Source organism: Bradyrhizobium sp. (assembly GCF_030697065.1).
GTDB lineage: Bacteria > Pseudomonadota > Alphaproteobacteria > Rhizobiales > Xanthobacteraceae > Bradyrhizobium.
On record NZ_JAUYQU010000300.1, the window covers coordinates 23232 to 38717 of the forward strand.

The window sequence follows — 15486 nt, forward strand, 5'->3', positions numbered from 1 at the left end:
TTCTCCGCATTTTCGGGCAGGATGCGGCATTTCGGCGATGACGGCAAGGATGTGCATCAGCGCGCCCGAAGTTCGCTCATCGCTCCACCGGGCCCTTGCGCGCCCGCCATCCCGTCATGCCGGCCGGGTAATGGTGCGCGTCCTGCCTGCCGGCGGCGATCATTCGCTTCATCGCCGCTGCCGAACGGCTCCCGGCCTGACAGATCAGCACGACGCGCTCGCCGCGCGGCACGCGGGCCGGATCGAATTGCGAGAGTGGATGGTTGGCCGCGCCGGGAATATGCCCACCGGCAAACTCGTGCGCCTCACGCACGTCCACGACGATGCACGCTCCGCTTCGGTGCGCCTGCAAGAGTTCCTCATGCGCAATGGCCGGAGCGCTGGAGGTCGCCATGAACTTGCTCAGGAACCGAGACAGCATCTAACGAGCCTTTCCTTGTCAACGATCCGACCGCCGTTTTTAGCGGTTTCAAACCGCATCGGGGTTGCGTTAGATATATTCATGTTCTCTAATATATGCAAATAAAAGAGTCTGGAGCGCAGCGGTGGATCGCGTTTCAGGATACCGCCTTTCCTGCCTCGATCGTCTCGATCCAGCCCGCGAATGCGTCGAGGATTTCGCGCAGGACCTCGCGGTCGTTACGGCCCGAACGCGCGGGAACGTGGAAGGAGTGATCGGCGTCCTTCACCAGATGGAGCGTCGCCATTCGCCCGAGGCGCTCGACCACGGGCTCGAGCAGCGCCAGTTCCGCAAGCTTGTCATTGCTGCCCTGCAGGAACAGCATCGGGATCCCGATATCGGCGAGGTGTTTGGCGCGTTCGTCGGACGGCTTGCCCGCCGGGTGCAGGGGAAAGCCGAAAAACGCCAATCCCTCGACATTCACCAGGGGCGAAAGCGCCTGCGCCTGCGAGGTCATGCGGCCGCCGAAGGAGCGGCCACCCGCGATCAGGGGCAATCCCGCGCAGCATCGCCCGGCTTCGGCCACCGCCGCGCGCACCGCGGCGTGCGCCACGGCCGGCGGATCGGGCCGCTTGCCACCCTTCTCCATATAGGGAAACTGATAGCGCAGCGTAGCCACGCCGCGTTCGGCGAGCCCGCGAGCGGCGGCCTCCATGGCGGCGTGTGTCATCCCGGCCCCCGCCCCATGGGCGAAGACAAAACACGCGCGCGCATCGGCGGGTCGGATCAGCAGCGCCGAGACCGCCCCCGCATTGCCGACCGCGATCTGAAGCTGCTGCGGACTGCCGACGTTCATGGTCCCACCGAATTGGCCCGTGATATATGACGCCTGTCGACTTTGCCAGTCGGCGTTCACACGCACGCACGAAAAGGCCCGCTGCCATGACGGCAGCGGGCCTCTTGTTTCGAGTGCCAGTGGTCGGAGGTTACCAGCGGCCGCCGCCGAAACCGAAGCTGATGACCGGACCGCCGTAACCATAGCCGCGGTGGCCATAATACGGCCGCGGCGCGTAGCCGTAGCTATGGCCGTAACGCGGACGATAGTGCTGATAGCCATAGTGGCGAGGACCGTGGTGGCGACGAACATAGCGATGGCGATAGTGGCGCCGCTGCGCGCTGACGTCAGTCGACTGCGCAACGTCGGACGCGGCTTTCGCCTTCACCGTATTGGCGGGGGCATTGGCATTGTCGGCGGCGTTGGCGGCGGAACCACCGAACAGCGCGGCTGCACCGACGGCGAAAACAAGGGCTAGCTTTTTCATGGAACACTCCGGTTAACGTGTGGAGTGCTAATCGCCGCGAACGGTCAACGTTCCGGCCGGCGACATTACATCGGCGACAGCTACTTAAACGGCTGTTCATGCCGATGAACAGGTTTGCAATCCTTGACGGGCATCAAGCGAAAACCGCGCCCGATTCGATTGCTGATGTTCAGTTCAGAAATGGCGATCCCGGCATGACTCGAACATGCGACCTACGGTTTAGGAAACCGTCGCTCTATCCGGCTGAGCTACGGGACCGGAGCCCCGCGCGAAGTGCGCGGTAGCCTGGCAGGTTCATATCAAAGCAGGCGGGCAATCGCCAGCCCTCCGGTGGGCGCCATGGCGCTTTCGAACGTGAACCAGCCCGACGCCAGTTCCGGCTGAGCATACCGGGGGCGCAAAAGCGATACCGCGCGGGCTCTTTGGGACCGGCGGTCGCGACGCGGATCGTCGCCGGTGACAGCTATTTGCGTTCGGCCATTTGCTTCTTGAGGTCATCGATAAAGTGCTGGGCGCCTTCCTGCGTCAGCAACTCTCCCGACTTGTCCGGCACATCGGCCTTCTGGCAGAGGGTCTTCAACTGATCCCGCTGCGCCTCGGTCATCATCGGCTCTTCCATGAGCAAGTCCTCCGTTGCTTGAAGGGAAGGTAACGCCGTCCGTTATCGCCAGTTCCTTTGCGGGAAGCGGCCTTACCCGAGGCCTGATGACCGACTTCAGAAACAAATACCCAGCACCTTCATGCGGCACGATGGAGCCGGCGTCTTTCTTTCGCTCTTCGACTCGGTCTTCTTCGCCGCAGCCGGCCGCGGGGCTTCATAGTCGCCGGCGATCACCATGGCCCAATAGGTGCGAAGGGAGGTGGCGCTCCTGGCGCTGGCAACGCCGACGCGGGAGGCCTTGGGCAGCAGGAGATTCTTGCGATGGCCCGCCGAGTTGATCCACTGGTCGAGCGTCTTTGCGAAACCTTCGTGGCCGTACGCGATATTTTCAGCGGCGCGGCCCGCTTTTGCCGGCGCCATTCTCGAATTGAACGGTCCGAGCACGTCGTGATCGAGCTTGTCCCTGGCGGCCATGGCCCTGGCCTGATCAAGCGCAATCCGGTTCAGGGTCGCATCGATGACGACACTCCCCTCGCCCTGCCTGGCGCGGAACTCGGAAATCATCGACGCGGGTGACGGCTCGGCGGATGCCGGGTTGCCGGCACCGAGAGGCGCGAGGAGGAAAATGGCAAAGAGCGCTCTCATGACGTTCGCGTCGCCTCACCACCGGATGCCGGTATCGCTTTTCATACGCAGCCGGCCCCGCGCTAGAAGCGCGAGGCTGCCAGTTCACGTCATGGGAACGCATTGAAGCGAAAGCGTGGCCGGATCGCTTCGATCCGGCCGATGAGGCGCCTACGCCTTGATATTGTTTTCGCGCACCACCTTGCCCCAGGTGCTGACCTGCTTGGCGAAGAAGGTGCCGAAGTCCCTGGCGTCGGCCAGCAGCAGCGACATCTGCTGGGTATCGCGCAGCTGCGTCGCGATCGCCGGCTCGCTCAGGATCTCCTTGACCGATTTCGCCATGCTGGCGATGACATCGGGCGGCGTGCCGGTGGGCGCGAAAATGCCCCACCAGGCCAGCGTCTCGGAATCCGGGAAACCTGCCTCGATGCCCGTCTGGGTGTCCTTGAGCGAGGGCAGCCGCTCGCGGCCGAGCTGCAGCAGCGGACGAAGGTTGGGCCCGAGTTGCGCCGTGACCAGCGCCGCCGATCCCGCGATGAGATCGACATGTCCGCCGAGCACATCATTCATGGCCGGGCCGCCGCCGCGGTACGGCACATGGACGATATCGACGCCGGCCTGCTTGGCCAACATCGTCATCGCGAGATGGCCGAGCGTGCCGATGCCGACCGAGGCGTACTGGATCGAGCCGGGCTTGGCCTTCGACGCCGCGACGACATCGGCAAAGGTCTTGAACGGCCGGCTGGCGTTGGTCGCGATCACATAGGGGGCGGTGCCGACCAGGAACACCGGCTCCAGGTCCTTCTCGACGTCGAGCTGCGGCTTTTCGAGAATGGCGGGAATCACCGCATGCGAGTCGAAGGTGACAAGAAAGGTCATGCCGTCGGGCGCGCTCTTGGCGACCTGGGCGGCGCCGAGCGAGCCGGCGGCGCCGGACTTGTTCTCGACCAGCACGGTGCGGCCGAGTTTGGTCTGCAGATGCGCCTGCAGCAGCCGCGCCAGCGCGTCGGTGGAACCTCCCGGTGGAAACGGCACCACCAGCGTCAGGTTCTTGGCCTGCTGCGCCAGCGCCGGCGTGACGGCGAAGGCGGCTGACGCCGCCAGCATGGTGCGCCTCGTGATCTTCCGCATGGGTATTTCCTCCAGATGTTGCTGCGCTTTTGCTTTTTGTTCGCAAGTCTATGAATTGCCGAAGCCCGACCCGGGCTTTCTGTATTCCGGCCGCGGCGGACTGAAGATGTCGAGCACGCGCGCGCCTTCCGGCCCGGCGCGCATGGTGTGCGGTACGTTGCCCGGGGTGCGCCAGAAATCACCCTTCTTCACTTCGATCTGCTCATCGCCCTGGAACCGGATCGCGGAGCCATCGAGCAACACGCCCCATTGCTCCTCGGGATGATGATGCCGGGTGCCTTCCGAATTGGGCTCCAGCGTCACCACCGAGAGCATGGCATGCTCGCCGGCGAAAATTCGCGTGGTGACGCCCGCCGCGAGTTCGCGAAACAGGCCGTCATGCGGATTGTCCAGATTGTGAAACTCGTCCTTCTGACTCATCGCGGCTTCCTCAACGGGGGTTTGCTCTCAGTGTCGATTCGTGTCGATCAGGATTTGGCGTAGGAGCCCTGGTAGCGGCCCTCGCGGATTGCGAGCAGGGTTTCCTCCTCGCGCGCGATCTGGGCGCGGACCGCCTCGAGCAAGGTTTCCGCGATCGCGGCTGGAAACGCCACCACGCCGTCCTCATCGCCGACCACGATGTCGCCGGGCGAGATCACCGAGCCGCCGATCGACACCGGCACGTTGATTTCGCCGGGACCGCTCTTGTAGGGCCCGCGGTGAATCACGGCGCGCGCGAAGCATGGAAAGTCGGACGCGGCGAAGGCGGCAACGTCGCGGATGGCGCCGTCGATCACATAGCCCGCCGCCCCCCTGTGCTCGGCGATGTTCTTCATGATCTCGCCGACCAGCGCACGGCTCTCGTCGCCGCCGCCATCGACCACAATCACGTCGCCCGGCCCGACCAGTTCGAGCGCCTGGTGAATGGCCAGATTGTCGCCCGGCCGGGTGCGGACGGTGAACGCGGTGCCCACCAGCCTGCCGCTGCGATGGAACTGGCGCAGTCCCACCGCGCCGGGCAGCCGGGCCAGATTATCGCTGATGATGCAGGTCGGCGCGCTCCTGAATGCCTCGATCAGATCGGATGCGGGCTTCGGCACGCTCGTCATGGCGGTGGTAACGCTCATCTGGATGGTTCCTCTGGTATTTCGGCGCGCAGTCCGGCGCGCTTTCCTGGAGCAGGCAGCATGGTCTGTCGTTGCATTCCGACTCCGGCGCGACATCTGCAGCCACCGCCGTGAAGAGGTCAAGTTGCGCCCTGAACCAATCCTTCAATAGCTGATATTCAGGAAACCACCGTACCCGCCCAACCTCCCCATGCCGCGCTGACGACGGTGCCCCGGGGCGCAAATATCGCCTCCATGTCCTTCCGCGCCTTGACTGCCGGCAGGGTCTCATCGAGGGCGACGTCGCTCCAGGTCAGCAACTGGTCCTTGCCTACCGGCCGCAGCAGTTTCAGATGGTGCGCAAGTCCCAGCGGAAGTCCGCCCTGCGCGAGCGAGCGTTGCGCGGGGACGAGCTTGCCGAACACGGTATAGCCACCCTCGCCATCCAGCATTTCGCCCGGCGCGAGGTCGCGCTTGGCGGTGGCCACCACGTCGGCGTTGAAGCAGGTCGCTACGCCCGTCGGCTCGTTGCGCAATCCCACCGAGGCGACGGAGATGCCGAGTTCCAGTCCGATCATGTGCCAGCGCCGGTACATGCTCATGTAGCGGCCATCAGGATCGGTCACGACGCTGTACTCCTTAAAGCAGCGCCGGATGTAATCCGTATCGGCCTCGATACAGACCCAGACTCCCTTGCGGATGTCATACGGGATCTGCACGCCATCGGTCGTCAGGCATGAAACCACCTCGACCAGTCCCTTGCGGTCGAGGATGCCGCCTTCGCTTTTCGGCCGCATCAGGGTCGGGATGTCGTCGATCGAGCCCGGCGGAAAACTCAGTCCCGCGTCGGGCGCCTCGAGGCCTGTCGCATTGGCGATCGCCGCGCTCTCGATCGCCGGTTTCGAACCGTCGAGAAAGGCATTGAACATTTTTGGATTGAGGCCGCCCTCTCTGGCCTGTTCGGCCGTCAGACCCCAATGGATCCAGACGGTATCAGGGGTCGATTCCCGGTACTGCGGCAACCATTTGTGACCGCGGCCGGCCGCGACCACCGGGAAGCCCGCGGTCCGCGCCCAATCGACCAGTTCGCAGGCGAGACCCGGCTGATCACCATAGGCAAGGCTGTAGATCACCCCGGCCTGGGCGGCCTTGTGTGCCAGTAACGGCCCGCAGAATGCATCCGCCTCCACCGTGACGTTGATGACATGCTTGCCGTGGCGGAAGGCCGCCAGCGCATGCTCCACCGCCGCGGGCGGATTTCCCGTGCATTCGATGATGATCCCGATTTCCGGATGCGCCACCAGCGCCTGCCAGTCGTCGCCGACATGCGTCGTTTTCATCTTCACGGCGTCGTCGAGCGAGGGCGCCGAATAGCGCTCTCCAGGCCAGTCGACGCGGGCGAGGTTGGCCCTCGCATTGGCCGGCGAAAGATCCGCGATCCCGACCAGATGGATGCCCGGCGTGCGCGGCACCTGCGCCAGATACATCGACCCGAATTTGCCGGCGCCGATCAAGCCCACCCGGAGCGGCCGGCCAGATGCCTCGCGCTCGCGCAGCTTGCTGAAAAGATTCATCTGATGTCTCCGGCAGGAAAGTCGAAATCAAAGTTGGCCGGCCGCGACTATATTCGGCAACGGCCGCGGGCGCCAACCGAAGTCCGCCGGCGACAACGGCTTATTCTCTGCAATTTCAGTGCGATGCCGGCGGTCCGACGTTCAGGGCGAATTCAGCGCGGCAGAATGAGTGCCGGAAAAACGCCCGGTTCCGGGGTGACAAGGGCTCCAATAATGGCGACAATCGGCAAGGATTGTGTTGCGGGAATCCTGCCTTGAAAATTCCGGAAGTTCGTCGGTGATGATGTCACGCATCTCCCCATTGTTAATGGCAACGTTCGCCGCCTGCGTCGCGCTGGCGCCGTTGCGCGCGCAGGCGCAGTGGTGGAGCAGCAAGCCCGCCGATTTCGAGTCATGCGCCGACATCGCCGAGAAGGCGCCGACCAAGGAAGAAAAAACATCCAAGCTCGGCGACTGCCATTCCAAATTCGCCGGCCGGCGCAAGCCCGGCGGCGGCTACACCTATTTCGATTTCATGCAGAACCGGCACTTCGATATTGCGGGGCCGAACCCGACGCCGGAAGAGCAGAAGAAAATCGACGAAGCTTATATTGCCTATCTGGAACAGGAACGCCGCTCCACCATCGCCGCCGCCTTCACGGCCAGGCAGCGGCAAGTGCAGCAGGCCTCGCTGAAAGGCGAAGTTGAGAAGGTCCCGGTGCCCCGGCAAAGTCCGGCCAGGCAACAGGCCGCAGCCACCGTCGAGCCCAGATCCGGCGACGTGAGGCCCGGCGAGATGAGACCTGGCGAGATTAGGTCTGGCGAGATGAGGTCTGGCGACGTGCGGTCGCGGACCAGAGCCACCAATTGCGCGAAGGGCTCCTTCTCCTGCGAGTGGCCGCGGCTCTCCGAAGGCATCAAGGATATCAAGAAGCTGTTCAACCCGCCGCCGAACAAGGCCAAGCGGAGTTGAGATTCGATGCCAATTGCAGCGTCATCCCGGGGCGAGGCGAAGCCTCGAACCCGGAATCCAGAGATGACCGGATCGAGATTTTGATGGAGATTGCCGGTTCGCGCTAACGCGCGCCCCCGGAATGACACCAACCGCCCGCCATCAAGCCGGCGGCGCGTCCCGGATCTGCTCCGGCGTCAGTCCCGGCGAGCCCTTGCCGTCCCGCTCCGCATTCCGGATCAGCGCGACGATGCGGCGCGACAGCGGCACCTGCAACCCGTGCCGGTCGGCGATTTCGATGATGACGCCCTGCAAGTAGTCGATTTCGGTCGTCCGTCGGCGCTGCAGATCTTCCCACATCGACGAGCGCGCCTCGGGATCGATCTTCATCGTCCCGCCCAGCACTACGTTGAAGACAGCATCCGGCAGCCGCAGCAGATGCGGCGTCCAGCTTGCCGGCACCGGCGTCGACGAAACCGGCGCGATGCCTTCCGCGCGCAATGCGGCCAGCCCTTCCGACATCTGGTCGGCGAACAACCTGCGCCATTTCAGCTGCGCCAGTTGCCGACGGAGTGGCAGGCCGGACAGCGCGTTCAGCGCATTGTTGAGATTGACCAGCAGCTTGCCCCATTGCACGCCTGAAATGTCCCGGGTGGCGCGCAGCTTCAGCCCCGGCACCGAAAGCCGCTCCGCGGTGGCTTCGGCGTCGGCTTCGATCACGATGTCGCCCGAGGTCGAGCGGTGAAACCGGCCCTGGCCCACCGAGACGACGTTGAACGGCACCATGCCGCCGAGCACGATCCGCCCCGGCAGTCGCGCGCGCAGCACGTCGATATTGCCGACGCCGTTCTGCAAGGACACGATGATGGCGTCATGCGGCGCATGCCTTGCAATGATGCCGGCGATCTCAGCGGTATCCGCGCTCTTGACCGTCACCAGCACCACGCCGGCATCGTTGAAAATCGACGGATTTTCCGACAGCGTGAGCTGGTCCGCTGCAATCCTGCGGTCGAGGCCCTCGAAACCCGTCAGCCGCAACCCGTTGCTTTCGATCTCGGCAATCACGCGCGGCCGCGCCAGCAAGGCGATTTGACGCCCGCCGGCCGCCAGCATGCCGCCGACAAAGCAGCCGATGCTGCCCGCCCCGGCGACGCCGATCAATCTGTCCGCCGTCATCGCGCCCCCGCCCTCGCTCAACTCTCGTTCAGATAGCAGATTTTTGTCGGCGATGCCGGACGCCGTGCGAGAGCGCCGCAGCCGGCGCGCCTTGTAACCGTCATGGCGCGCCGTTATCTTCGTCGCGGGGGCCGGCAGGCGGCAGGAGACGACAATGGGTTTACTCGACATCCTCAACGGCATGCAGAACGGCCCGCGCGGCCCCAGCAAGCCCGACGCACAGGACAAGGGTGGCAAAGATGGAATGTCGCCGATCACCATGGCGATCCTGGCCTTGCTCGCCTACAAGGCGGTCAAGCACATCGGTGGCGGCAAGACCCAAACCGCACCGGCTCCCGCTCCGGCGCCCGCCCCCAACACGGTCAATGCCGGCCTGCCCGGCGGCGGCATGAGCGGCGGTCTCGGCGATCTTCTGAAGGGCGGCCTCGGCGGCCTGCTCGGCGGTGCTGCGGCCGGTACCGTGATCTCCGGCGGGCTCGGCGATCTGCTCAAGCAATTCCAGCAGCACGGCCAGGGCGAGGTCGCCGATTCATGGGTGCGCCCGGGCCCGAACAAGCAGATTGCGCCCGGCGACCTCGGCCAGGCCTTGGGGATCGATCAGATCAATGCGCTGACGTCGCAGACCGGGCTGTCGCGCGACGAGTTGCTTGAGGGACTGAGCCAGCAACTGCCCGGCGTCATCGACCAGTTGACGCCGGACGGACGGCTGCCGACCGAGAGCGAATTGTCGAAATGGATCTGACGCAGGCCTCGCCTGCCAGCCTGCATTCAGGAAAGGGACGATACAAATGAGCGGCATCCTCTGGATCATTCTGGTCGGCTTTGTCGCAGGCCTCATCGCGCGATGGCTGTCGCCGGGCCCAAACACGCCGGGCGGCTTCATCCTGACCACCGTACTCGGCATCGCCGGCGCGTTTCTGGCGACTTTCATCGGCCAGGCCATCGGCCATTACGGCCCGGACCAGGGCGCCGGCTTCATCACCGCCACGATCGGCGCGATTGTTGTGTTGTTCATCTGGAATCGCCTGGTGGCGAGCCGGGTGATTTCCGATCCGGGAAACAGGTAAGAGTTAGCCGTCATTCCGGGATGGTGCGGTAGCACCGGACCCGGAATCTCGTTCCGGGTTCGATGCTTTGCATCGCCCCGGAATGACGGCTGTCTGCCTCACGTAATCAGATGCAGGCCCGCATCCATCCGCACCAGTTCGCCCGTCATGTTGCTCGACGCCGGCGTGGCGAGGAAACACACCAGCGAGGCGATATCCTCCGCCGATGACGCGACCTTGAGCGGCACCCGCGCGATCACGCTGTCGCGCACCGCCTTGGCGCCGGCCTCGCCGCGGCCCTTGGTGAACCAGGGCGTGTCGATATAGCCCGGGCATACCGTGTTGACGCGGATCAGCGGCGCCAGCGCGCGGGCCAGCGAATAGGTGATGGTGTTGAGCGCGCCCTTGCTCGCGGCATAGGCGATCGACGAGCCGATGCCGCTGATGCCGGCGACCGACGAGACGTTGACGACGGACGACGCCCGGCCCGACGCCTTGGCCCCGGCCTCCAGCAGGCTGCGCGCCGCCCTTATCATCTGGAACGGCCCGATGGTGTTGACGCCGAACAGCCGCTGAAAATCCTCCGCCGACAATCCGTCGAGATCGGCATGCGCGACGTGCTTGGTAATCCCTGCATTGTTGATCAGCGCGTCGATCCGTCCCCAGGGTGCCGCGGCCGCGACGATCTTCCTGCAGTCCTCATCGCTGGAGACGTCGCCCTGCACCACCACCACTTCGGCGCCGGCGGCACGACAGAGGTCGGCGGTAGCCTCGGCTTCCTTGGCGCTGGAGGAATAGTTGACGACGATGCGCGCACCGCCCTTGGCGAGGATCGCCGCGGTCGCGGCTCCGAGGCCGGAAGCCGAACCGGTGACGACTGCGCACAAACCATCCTTCGACATCCACATTTCCTCTTTTGATTGTTTGATCCGGGCCGCGATCTACCATATCGCGCAGGCGAAGGCCTGCAAATCCGCCAAACTCCACTGGACGGAATTCAAGCCTTTCGGCAGTGCATGCCGGCCCCGCAGGCGGCCCTGCGGCAGGCGCTTGTCTTAGCAGTGGCTTTTCCTCATCATGCGGTGCAAGAAAAGATCGCGCCCGAGCCCGGCGGAACTGCCGGGGCGACGAGCCAATCAAAACGAGGAAACGCTGTGGCGGAGAGTGAGAACATCGTTGCCGAGACTGCCGAAAGGATTTTCGCGGATCTCGCCGACGCCCAGACCATCAACAGCGACAAGAACGGCAGCTGGAAAGCGCCGCTGTGGCAGGCGCTGACCGAATCCGGCCTGCCGCTGGCCTGGGTGCCCGAGGAACTCGGCGGCTCCGGCGCCAGCCTCGCCGAAGGTTTTTCGGTGCTGAGTTCGGCCGGGCGCTTTGCCGTGGCCGTGCCGCTGGCCGAGACCATGCTGGCGGGATGGCTGCTGGCGCAGGCGAAGATCGCCTCGCCCGAGGGCGAGATGACGGTGGCGCCCGCGAGTCCCAGGGATCGCATCACGCTCAACGCCGACGGCACGCTGAGCGGCCGCGCCCGCGGCGTCCCCTTCGCCAAGGCGGCCAAGCATATCGCCGTGCTCGCCGATGATGGCAAAGGCAACGCACTGTCGATCGCGCTGGTCGATGCCGCATCGGTCAGGATCGAGGCGGGCCTCGGGCTCGGCGGCGACGCCAGCGACACCGTGACCTTCAGCAAGGTCGCACCGATCACGATCAAACCGGCGCCGAAGGGTTTCGACCAGACCGCGCTGATGCTGATGGGCGGCGTGGCGCGAAGCCTGCAGATCGCCGGGGCGCTGGAATCGATGCTGGACATCAGCGTGCGCTACTCCAACGAGCGCGTCGCGTTCGAAAAAAAGATCTCGAAATTCCAGGCGGTGCAGCACAACCTGGCAAGACTCGCCGGTGAGTCGGCGGCGGCGCTGGCGGCAGCGACCTCGGCGGCGGACGCCGTCGCCAACAGCACGTCGTTCGACGACGCCTTTTTTCTTGAAGCCGCATCCGCCAAGATCCGCTGCTCGGAGGCGGCCGAAAAGGGTGCTGCCATCGCCCACCAGGTGCACGGCGCGATCGGCTTCACCATCGAGCATATCCTGCACCGCTATTCCCTGCGCGCGCTGGCCTGGCGCGACGATTTCGGTTCCGAAAGCTACTGGGCGGTCGAACTCGGCAAACTGGTCGCCGACCGCGGCGCCGACGAATTGTGGCCGCTGGTGGCATCGCGCTGATGGGGATGAATGTGAGCACGGTGCGAGCGTTCAACCACCTCTCCCCTTGTGGGAGCGGTCGGATCGCATCGCCAGATGCGATCCGGGTGAGGGGGTACGGACTATCGATAGACCGTGCCCCTCACCCCAACCCTCTCCCACAAGGGGAGCGGGAGCTCACCACCGCCGCATCGAAACCGAGACTCACCTCTAGAAGATAACTTTCGGGACCGCCCACATGACCGCAGCCCTCCGATTCGATCCGATCCGCCTGCCGCCCGAATGCGAACAGCTGCGCAAGGAAGTGCGAAAATTCCTTGCCGACGAAATCGCCGCCGGCACCTTCGATCCGCACCAGCCCAACCGGGAAGACACCGACGCGCCGGAGTTTTCCCGGCGGGTCGGCGAGCGCGGCTGGCTCGGCATGACATGGCCGAAGAAATATGGCGGCCATGAGCGCAGCTTTCTGGAACGCTATGTGGTGACCGAGGAAATGCGCGTCGCCAATGCGCCGACGCGCCGTTTCTTCGTCGCCGACCGCCAGAGCGGCCCGGTGCTTTTGAAATACGCGCCCGAGCACATCAAGATGGACATCCTGCCGCGGATCTGTCGCGGCGAGGTCTGTTTCGCCATCGGCATGAGCGAGCCGAATTCCGGCTCCGACCTGTTCGCCGCCAAGACCAAGGCGACCAGGACCGATGGCGGCTTCCTGATCAACGGCACCAAGATCTGGACCTCGTCGGCGCATATCGCCGACTACATGATCGCGATCTTTCGCACCTCGCCGCCCACGAAAGAGAACCGCCGCCACGGCCTGACGCAATTCCTGGTCAAGATGAAGCAGCCGGGCATCCAGGTGAATCCGATCGGCCAGATTACCGGCCAGTTCGAGTTCAACGAGGTGGTGTTCACCGACTATTTCGTGCCCGACGATCACATGCTCGGCGAAATCGACGGCGCCTGGAAACAGGCGACATCCGAACTCGCCTATGAACGCTCCGGACCGGAACGGTTTCTCGAAACCTATTACGTGCTGACCGAACTGGTTCGCGCGGTCGGCCCCAAGCCGGACACCCGCAGCGCCGAAGGCATCGGACGCCTCGTCGCGCAGTTGCACACCATGCGGCGGATGTCGGTGTCGGTCGCGGGCATGCTGCAGGCCGGCAAGGAGCCGGTGGTGGAAGCCTCCATCGTCAAGGACATCGGCACCATCTGGGAGCAGCAATTGCCGCACCGGGTGCGCGACCTCGCCGCCTTCGTCGAGGAGAACGCCGGCAACCGCGAGACGCTGGAGCACCAGCTGTCGTTCGCGATCAAGACCGCGCCGAAACTCACCATCCAGGGCGGCACCACCGAAGTCTTGCGCGGCATCATCGCCCGCGGGCTCGGGCTGCGCTGAGGCCGGCGTTTTTTCTTACCTCTCCCCTTGTGGGAGAGGGGGCGCACCTTCTTCGTTGCACGACTTTCATTCATCCTGGAGATCAGCACATGACCAAATTCACGGACATCGGCGTCGAGAAGCACGGCCACGTCGGCCTGATCGAAATCCGGCGGCCGCCGCTGAACTTCTTCGACATCTCGCTGATCAACCAGATCGCCGACGCGCTGGAGGAATTCGACAGGGATATCGAGATCCGCGCCTCGGTGCTCGCGGCGCAGGGCAAGGCATTCTGCGCCGGCGCCAATTTCAGCGATCCGGCGCGGCAGGCGCAGGAAGCGGCCGAAGCCAGGGCCGAGGCAAAGGGCGACCCGGCCGACAGTCTCGGCTCGATCAACAGTCTCTATCTGCACGCAGTGCGCATCTTCCGCGCCAAGAAGCCTGTTGTCGCGGCCGTGCAGGGCGCGGCCATCGGCGGCGGCCTCGGGCTGGCGGTCTCCGCGGACTTCCGCGTCACCTGTCCGGAAGCCCGCTTCTCCGCCAATTTCACCAAACTCGGTTTCCATCCCGGCTTCGGGCTGACGACGACGCTTCCCGAACTGGTCGGCAAGAACAATGCGGAATTGATCTTCTACACCAGCCGCCGCGTCACCGGCGAGGAAGCCACCCGCATGGGCCTCGCCAATCTCTGCGTGCCGCAGGACCAGGTGCGCGCCGAGGCGATGAAGCTCGCACAGGAGATCGCCGAATGCTCGCCGCTCGGCCTGCTCTCCACCCGCGCCACCATGCGCGCCGGCCTCGCCGACCGCGTGCTGGCCGCGACCAACCACGAGCTGGCCGAACAGTCCCGCCTGCGCGCTACCGAGGATTTCAAGGAAGGCGTCAAGGCCACCGCCGAGCGCCGTGTGGCGAACTTCAAGGGGCGGTAGGTTTCTTTCCCTCTCCCGCTTGCGGGGGAAGAAAGAAATCCAACTCGTCGTCCCGGCCAAGCGAGCGAAGCGAGCGCTGAGCCGGGACCCATACGCCGTGACCTGACGGTGAAAGCGCCGGCGTTAGATACCTTCTGCGACAATTACCGCCGCGGAGTATGGGTCCCCGCTTTCGCGGGGACAACATGCTGAGAGAAAGGGCGCTTACTTCACCCCCACCACCAGCGCGTCCACGATCGTGACGCCCTGTCCTTCGGGATGCACCAGCACCGGATTGAGTTCGATCTCGGAAATCCCGCCCGCCTGCTGCGCGGCCAGCAGCGACACCTGCGCGATCAATTGCGACAGCGCCGCGACGTCGGCTTTCGCGGCCCCGCGAAACCCGTTGAGCAAGGGTGCGGCCTTCAACTCAGCCAGCATCGCCGAAGCCTCCACGGCGCTGACCGGCGCCGGACGGTAGACCACATCCCGAAACAATTCCGTGGTGATGCCGCCGAGCCCGACCATGATCATCGGGCCGAAGGTCGCATCCAGCATCGTGCCGACGATGATCTCGACGCCCTTGTTCGCCATCGGGCCGATCAGCACGCCCTGGATATCGGCATCCGGGCGGTGCCGCCGCGCGCTGTTCAGCAAGGCCTCATAGGCCAGAAACACCTCGCCCTTGGTCGCAATACCGACACGCACGCCGCCGACCTCGCTCTTGTGCGGAATGTCGCGCGATTGAATCTTCATCACCAGCGGAAAGCCCAGTTGGGCGACCGCGGCATCGAGCCCGCTCTTCTCCGTCACCAGAACTTCATCCGGCACCGCAATGCCGGCCGCGCGCAGCAGCGATTTGCTGTCGAATTCCGAGAGCGTGGCGGATACAAGCTGCGCAGAGAGATCGAGCGGCTGCGACGCCATGGCATCAACCGGTGGCGCCGGTCTGAACCGTGAGCGCTCCAGCATCCGCTTCATCGCTAAACCTGCATGCGTCAGTCCCGACAGCACCACGGCGCCGCAAGCCGCGAACTCGTTGCGCGCGAAGTCCGACGGCAGCGTGTAGGAATAGAACAGGATCGGCTTGTGCTGCGCCGACAGCA

Annotated in this window: 18 protein-coding genes and 1 tRNA gene; 6 read left to right on the top strand and 13 right to left on the bottom strand. The window is 64.8% G+C overall.

What is annotated here, in order from left to right:
* Positions 1-76: 76 nt before the first annotated feature.
* The 10 genes from Q8R73_RS23910 to Q8R73_RS23955 all read right to left on the bottom strand — a co-directional run bounded on the left by Q8R73_RS23910 (position 77) and on the right by Q8R73_RS23955 (position 6737).
* Positions 77-421 carry a rhodanese-like domain-containing protein gene (locus tag Q8R73_RS23910; RefSeq protein WP_305722012.1) on the bottom strand — a complete coding sequence of 115 codons (345 nt, stop codon included), beginning with the start codon at positions 419-421 and terminating at the stop codon, positions 77-79.
* A gap of 136 nt (positions 422-557) precedes the next feature.
* Positions 558-1256 (bottom strand): alpha/beta family hydrolase, encoded by a 699-nt coding sequence (locus Q8R73_RS23915; protein WP_305722013.1) that lies wholly within the window; start codon positions 1254-1256, stop codon positions 558-560.
* A 130-nt stretch (positions 1257-1386) separates the two neighbouring features.
* The gene (locus tag Q8R73_RS23920; RefSeq protein WP_305722014.1) at positions 1387-1722 is read right to left on the bottom strand and encodes a hypothetical protein; all 336 of its coding nucleotides are present in this window, start codon (positions 1720-1722) and stop codon (positions 1387-1389) included.
* 181 nt (positions 1723-1903) lie between these two features.
* Positions 1904-1980 (bottom strand) — tRNA-Arg (locus Q8R73_RS23925).
* A gap of 205 nt (positions 1981-2185) precedes the next feature.
* Entirely contained in the window at positions 2186-2341 is a 156-nt protein-coding gene (locus Q8R73_RS23930; RefSeq protein ID WP_305722015.1) for a DUF3072 domain-containing protein, read from the bottom strand.
* A gap of 96 nt (positions 2342-2437) precedes the next feature.
* Entirely contained in the window at positions 2438-2968 is a 531-nt protein-coding gene (locus Q8R73_RS23935) for a CAP domain-containing protein (RefSeq protein ID WP_305722016.1), read from the bottom strand.
* Positions 2969-3118: 150 nt separating this feature from the next.
* On the bottom strand, positions 3119-4078 hold the full coding sequence (locus Q8R73_RS23940) for a tripartite tricarboxylate transporter substrate binding protein (RefSeq protein WP_305722017.1): 960 nt from the start codon (positions 4076-4078) through the stop codon (positions 3119-3121).
* Positions 4079-4126: 48 nt separating this feature from the next.
* Positions 4127-4498, bottom strand: coding sequence for a cupin domain-containing protein (locus tag Q8R73_RS23945; protein WP_305722018.1), 372 nt, complete (start codon positions 4496-4498; stop codon positions 4127-4129).
* A gap of 47 nt (positions 4499-4545) precedes the next feature.
* Positions 4546-5184, bottom strand: coding sequence for an RraA family protein (locus tag Q8R73_RS23950; RefSeq protein ID WP_305722019.1), 639 nt, complete (start codon positions 5182-5184; stop codon positions 4546-4548).
* Between the two features lie 158 nt (positions 5185-5342).
* A complete protein-coding gene (locus tag Q8R73_RS23955; protein WP_305722020.1) occupies positions 5343-6737 on the bottom strand; it encodes an NAD(P)H-dependent oxidoreductase in 1395 nt (464 codons plus the stop codon).
* Between the two features lie 307 nt (positions 6738-7044).
* Between Q8R73_RS23955 and Q8R73_RS23960 the strand changes: the two genes are divergently transcribed.
* The gene (locus Q8R73_RS23960; protein WP_305722021.1) at positions 7045-7689 is read left to right on the top strand and encodes a hypothetical protein; all 645 of its coding nucleotides are present in this window, start codon (positions 7045-7047) and stop codon (positions 7687-7689) included.
* A gap of 141 nt (positions 7690-7830) precedes the next feature.
* Here Q8R73_RS23960 and Q8R73_RS23965 read toward each other — a convergent pair whose 3' ends face one another.
* Positions 7831-8844: a 2-dehydropantoate 2-reductase gene (locus tag Q8R73_RS23965; protein ID WP_305722022.1), complete on the bottom strand. Its 1014-nt coding sequence runs from the start codon at positions 8842-8844 to the stop codon at positions 7831-7833.
* A gap of 154 nt (positions 8845-8998) precedes the next feature.
* Here Q8R73_RS23965 and Q8R73_RS23970 point away from each other — a divergent pair, with 154 nt between their 5' ends.
* Both Q8R73_RS23970 and Q8R73_RS23975 read left to right on the top strand, forming a co-directional pair.
* Positions 8999-9586, top strand: a complete 588-nt coding sequence (locus Q8R73_RS23970; protein WP_305722023.1) for a YidB family protein — start codon at positions 8999-9001, stop codon at positions 9584-9586.
* 46 nt (positions 9587-9632) lie between these two features.
* Positions 9633-9911, top strand: coding sequence for a GlsB/YeaQ/YmgE family stress response membrane protein (locus tag Q8R73_RS23975; RefSeq protein ID WP_305722024.1), 279 nt, complete (start codon positions 9633-9635; stop codon positions 9909-9911).
* A gap of 98 nt (positions 9912-10009) precedes the next feature.
* Here Q8R73_RS23975 and Q8R73_RS23980 read toward each other — a convergent pair whose 3' ends face one another.
* On the bottom strand, positions 10010-10792 hold the full coding sequence (locus tag Q8R73_RS23980) for an SDR family NAD(P)-dependent oxidoreductase (RefSeq protein ID WP_305722025.1): 783 nt from the start codon (positions 10790-10792) through the stop codon (positions 10010-10012).
* A 252-nt stretch (positions 10793-11044) separates the two neighbouring features.
* Between Q8R73_RS23980 and Q8R73_RS23985 the strand changes: the two genes are divergently transcribed.
* The 3 genes from Q8R73_RS23985 to Q8R73_RS23995 all read left to right on the top strand — a co-directional run bounded on the left by Q8R73_RS23985 (position 11045) and on the right by Q8R73_RS23995 (position 14401).
* The gene (locus Q8R73_RS23985) at positions 11045-12115 is read left to right on the top strand and encodes an acyl-CoA dehydrogenase family protein (protein ID WP_305722026.1); all 1071 of its coding nucleotides are present in this window, start codon (positions 11045-11047) and stop codon (positions 12113-12115) included.
* Between the two features lie 217 nt (positions 12116-12332).
* Positions 12333-13493: an acyl-CoA dehydrogenase family protein gene (locus Q8R73_RS23990; protein ID WP_305722027.1), complete on the top strand. Its 1161-nt coding sequence runs from the start codon at positions 12333-12335 to the stop codon at positions 13491-13493.
* Between the two features lie 89 nt (positions 13494-13582).
* On the top strand, positions 13583-14401 hold the full coding sequence (locus tag Q8R73_RS23995) for an enoyl-CoA hydratase/isomerase family protein (RefSeq protein WP_305722028.1): 819 nt from the start codon (positions 13583-13585) through the stop codon (positions 14399-14401).
* A gap of 204 nt (positions 14402-14605) precedes the next feature.
* Here Q8R73_RS23995 and Q8R73_RS24000 read toward each other — a convergent pair.
* A partial coding sequence (locus tag Q8R73_RS24000) for an acetate--CoA ligase family protein (RefSeq protein WP_305722029.1) occupies positions 14606-15486 on the bottom strand: 881 nt, incomplete at its 5' end.

What these genes read in the sequence shown, in the direction of transcription:
- Q8R73_RS23910 (WP_305722012.1), bottom strand. Translation starts at nt 421, where the DNA reads ATGCTGTCTCGGTTCCTGAGCAAGTTCATGGCGACCTCCAGCGCTCCG.
- Q8R73_RS23915 (WP_305722013.1), bottom strand. Translation starts at nt 1,256, where the DNA reads ATGAACGTCGGCAGTCCGCAGCAGCTTCAGATCGCGGTCGGCAATGCG.
- Q8R73_RS23920 (WP_305722014.1), bottom strand. Translation starts at nt 1,722, where the DNA reads ATGAAAAAGCTAGCCCTTGTTTTCGCCGTCGGTGCAGCCGCGCTGTTC.
- Q8R73_RS23930 (WP_305722015.1), bottom strand. Translation starts at nt 2,341, where the DNA reads ATGGAAGAGCCGATGATGACCGAGGCGCAGCGGGATCAGTTGAAGACC.
- Q8R73_RS23935 (WP_305722016.1), bottom strand. Translation starts at nt 2,968, where the DNA reads ATGAGAGCGCTCTTTGCCATTTTCCTCCTCGCGCCTCTCGGTGCCGGC.
- Q8R73_RS23940 (WP_305722017.1), bottom strand. Translation starts at nt 4,078, where the DNA reads ATGCGGAAGATCACGAGGCGCACCATGCTGGCGGCGTCAGCCGCCTTC.
- Q8R73_RS23945 (WP_305722018.1), bottom strand. Translation starts at nt 4,498, where the DNA reads ATGAGTCAGAAGGACGAGTTTCACAATCTGGACAATCCGCATGACGGC.
- Q8R73_RS23950 (WP_305722019.1), bottom strand. Translation starts at nt 5,184, where the DNA reads ATGAGCGTTACCACCGCCATGACGAGCGTGCCGAAGCCCGCATCCGAT.
- Q8R73_RS23955 (WP_305722020.1), bottom strand. Translation starts at nt 6,737, where the DNA reads ATGAATCTTTTCAGCAAGCTGCGCGAGCGCGAGGCATCTGGCCGGCCG.
- Q8R73_RS23960 (WP_305722021.1), top strand. Translation starts at nt 7,045, where the DNA reads ATGGCAACGTTCGCCGCCTGCGTCGCGCTGGCGCCGTTGCGCGCGCAG.
- Q8R73_RS23965 (WP_305722022.1), bottom strand. Translation starts at nt 8,844, where the DNA reads ATGACGGCGGACAGATTGATCGGCGTCGCCGGGGCGGGCAGCATCGGC.
- Q8R73_RS23970 (WP_305722023.1), top strand. Translation starts at nt 8,999, where the DNA reads ATGGGTTTACTCGACATCCTCAACGGCATGCAGAACGGCCCGCGCGGC.
- Q8R73_RS23975 (WP_305722024.1), top strand. Translation starts at nt 9,633, where the DNA reads ATGAGCGGCATCCTCTGGATCATTCTGGTCGGCTTTGTCGCAGGCCTC.
- Q8R73_RS23980 (WP_305722025.1), bottom strand. Translation starts at nt 10,792, where the DNA reads ATGTCGAAGGATGGTTTGTGCGCAGTCGTCACCGGTTCGGCTTCCGGC.
- Q8R73_RS23990 (WP_305722027.1), top strand. Translation starts at nt 12,333, where the DNA reads ATGACCGCAGCCCTCCGATTCGATCCGATCCGCCTGCCGCCCGAATGC.
- Q8R73_RS23995 (WP_305722028.1), top strand. Translation starts at nt 13,583, where the DNA reads ATGACCAAATTCACGGACATCGGCGTCGAGAAGCACGGCCACGTCGGC.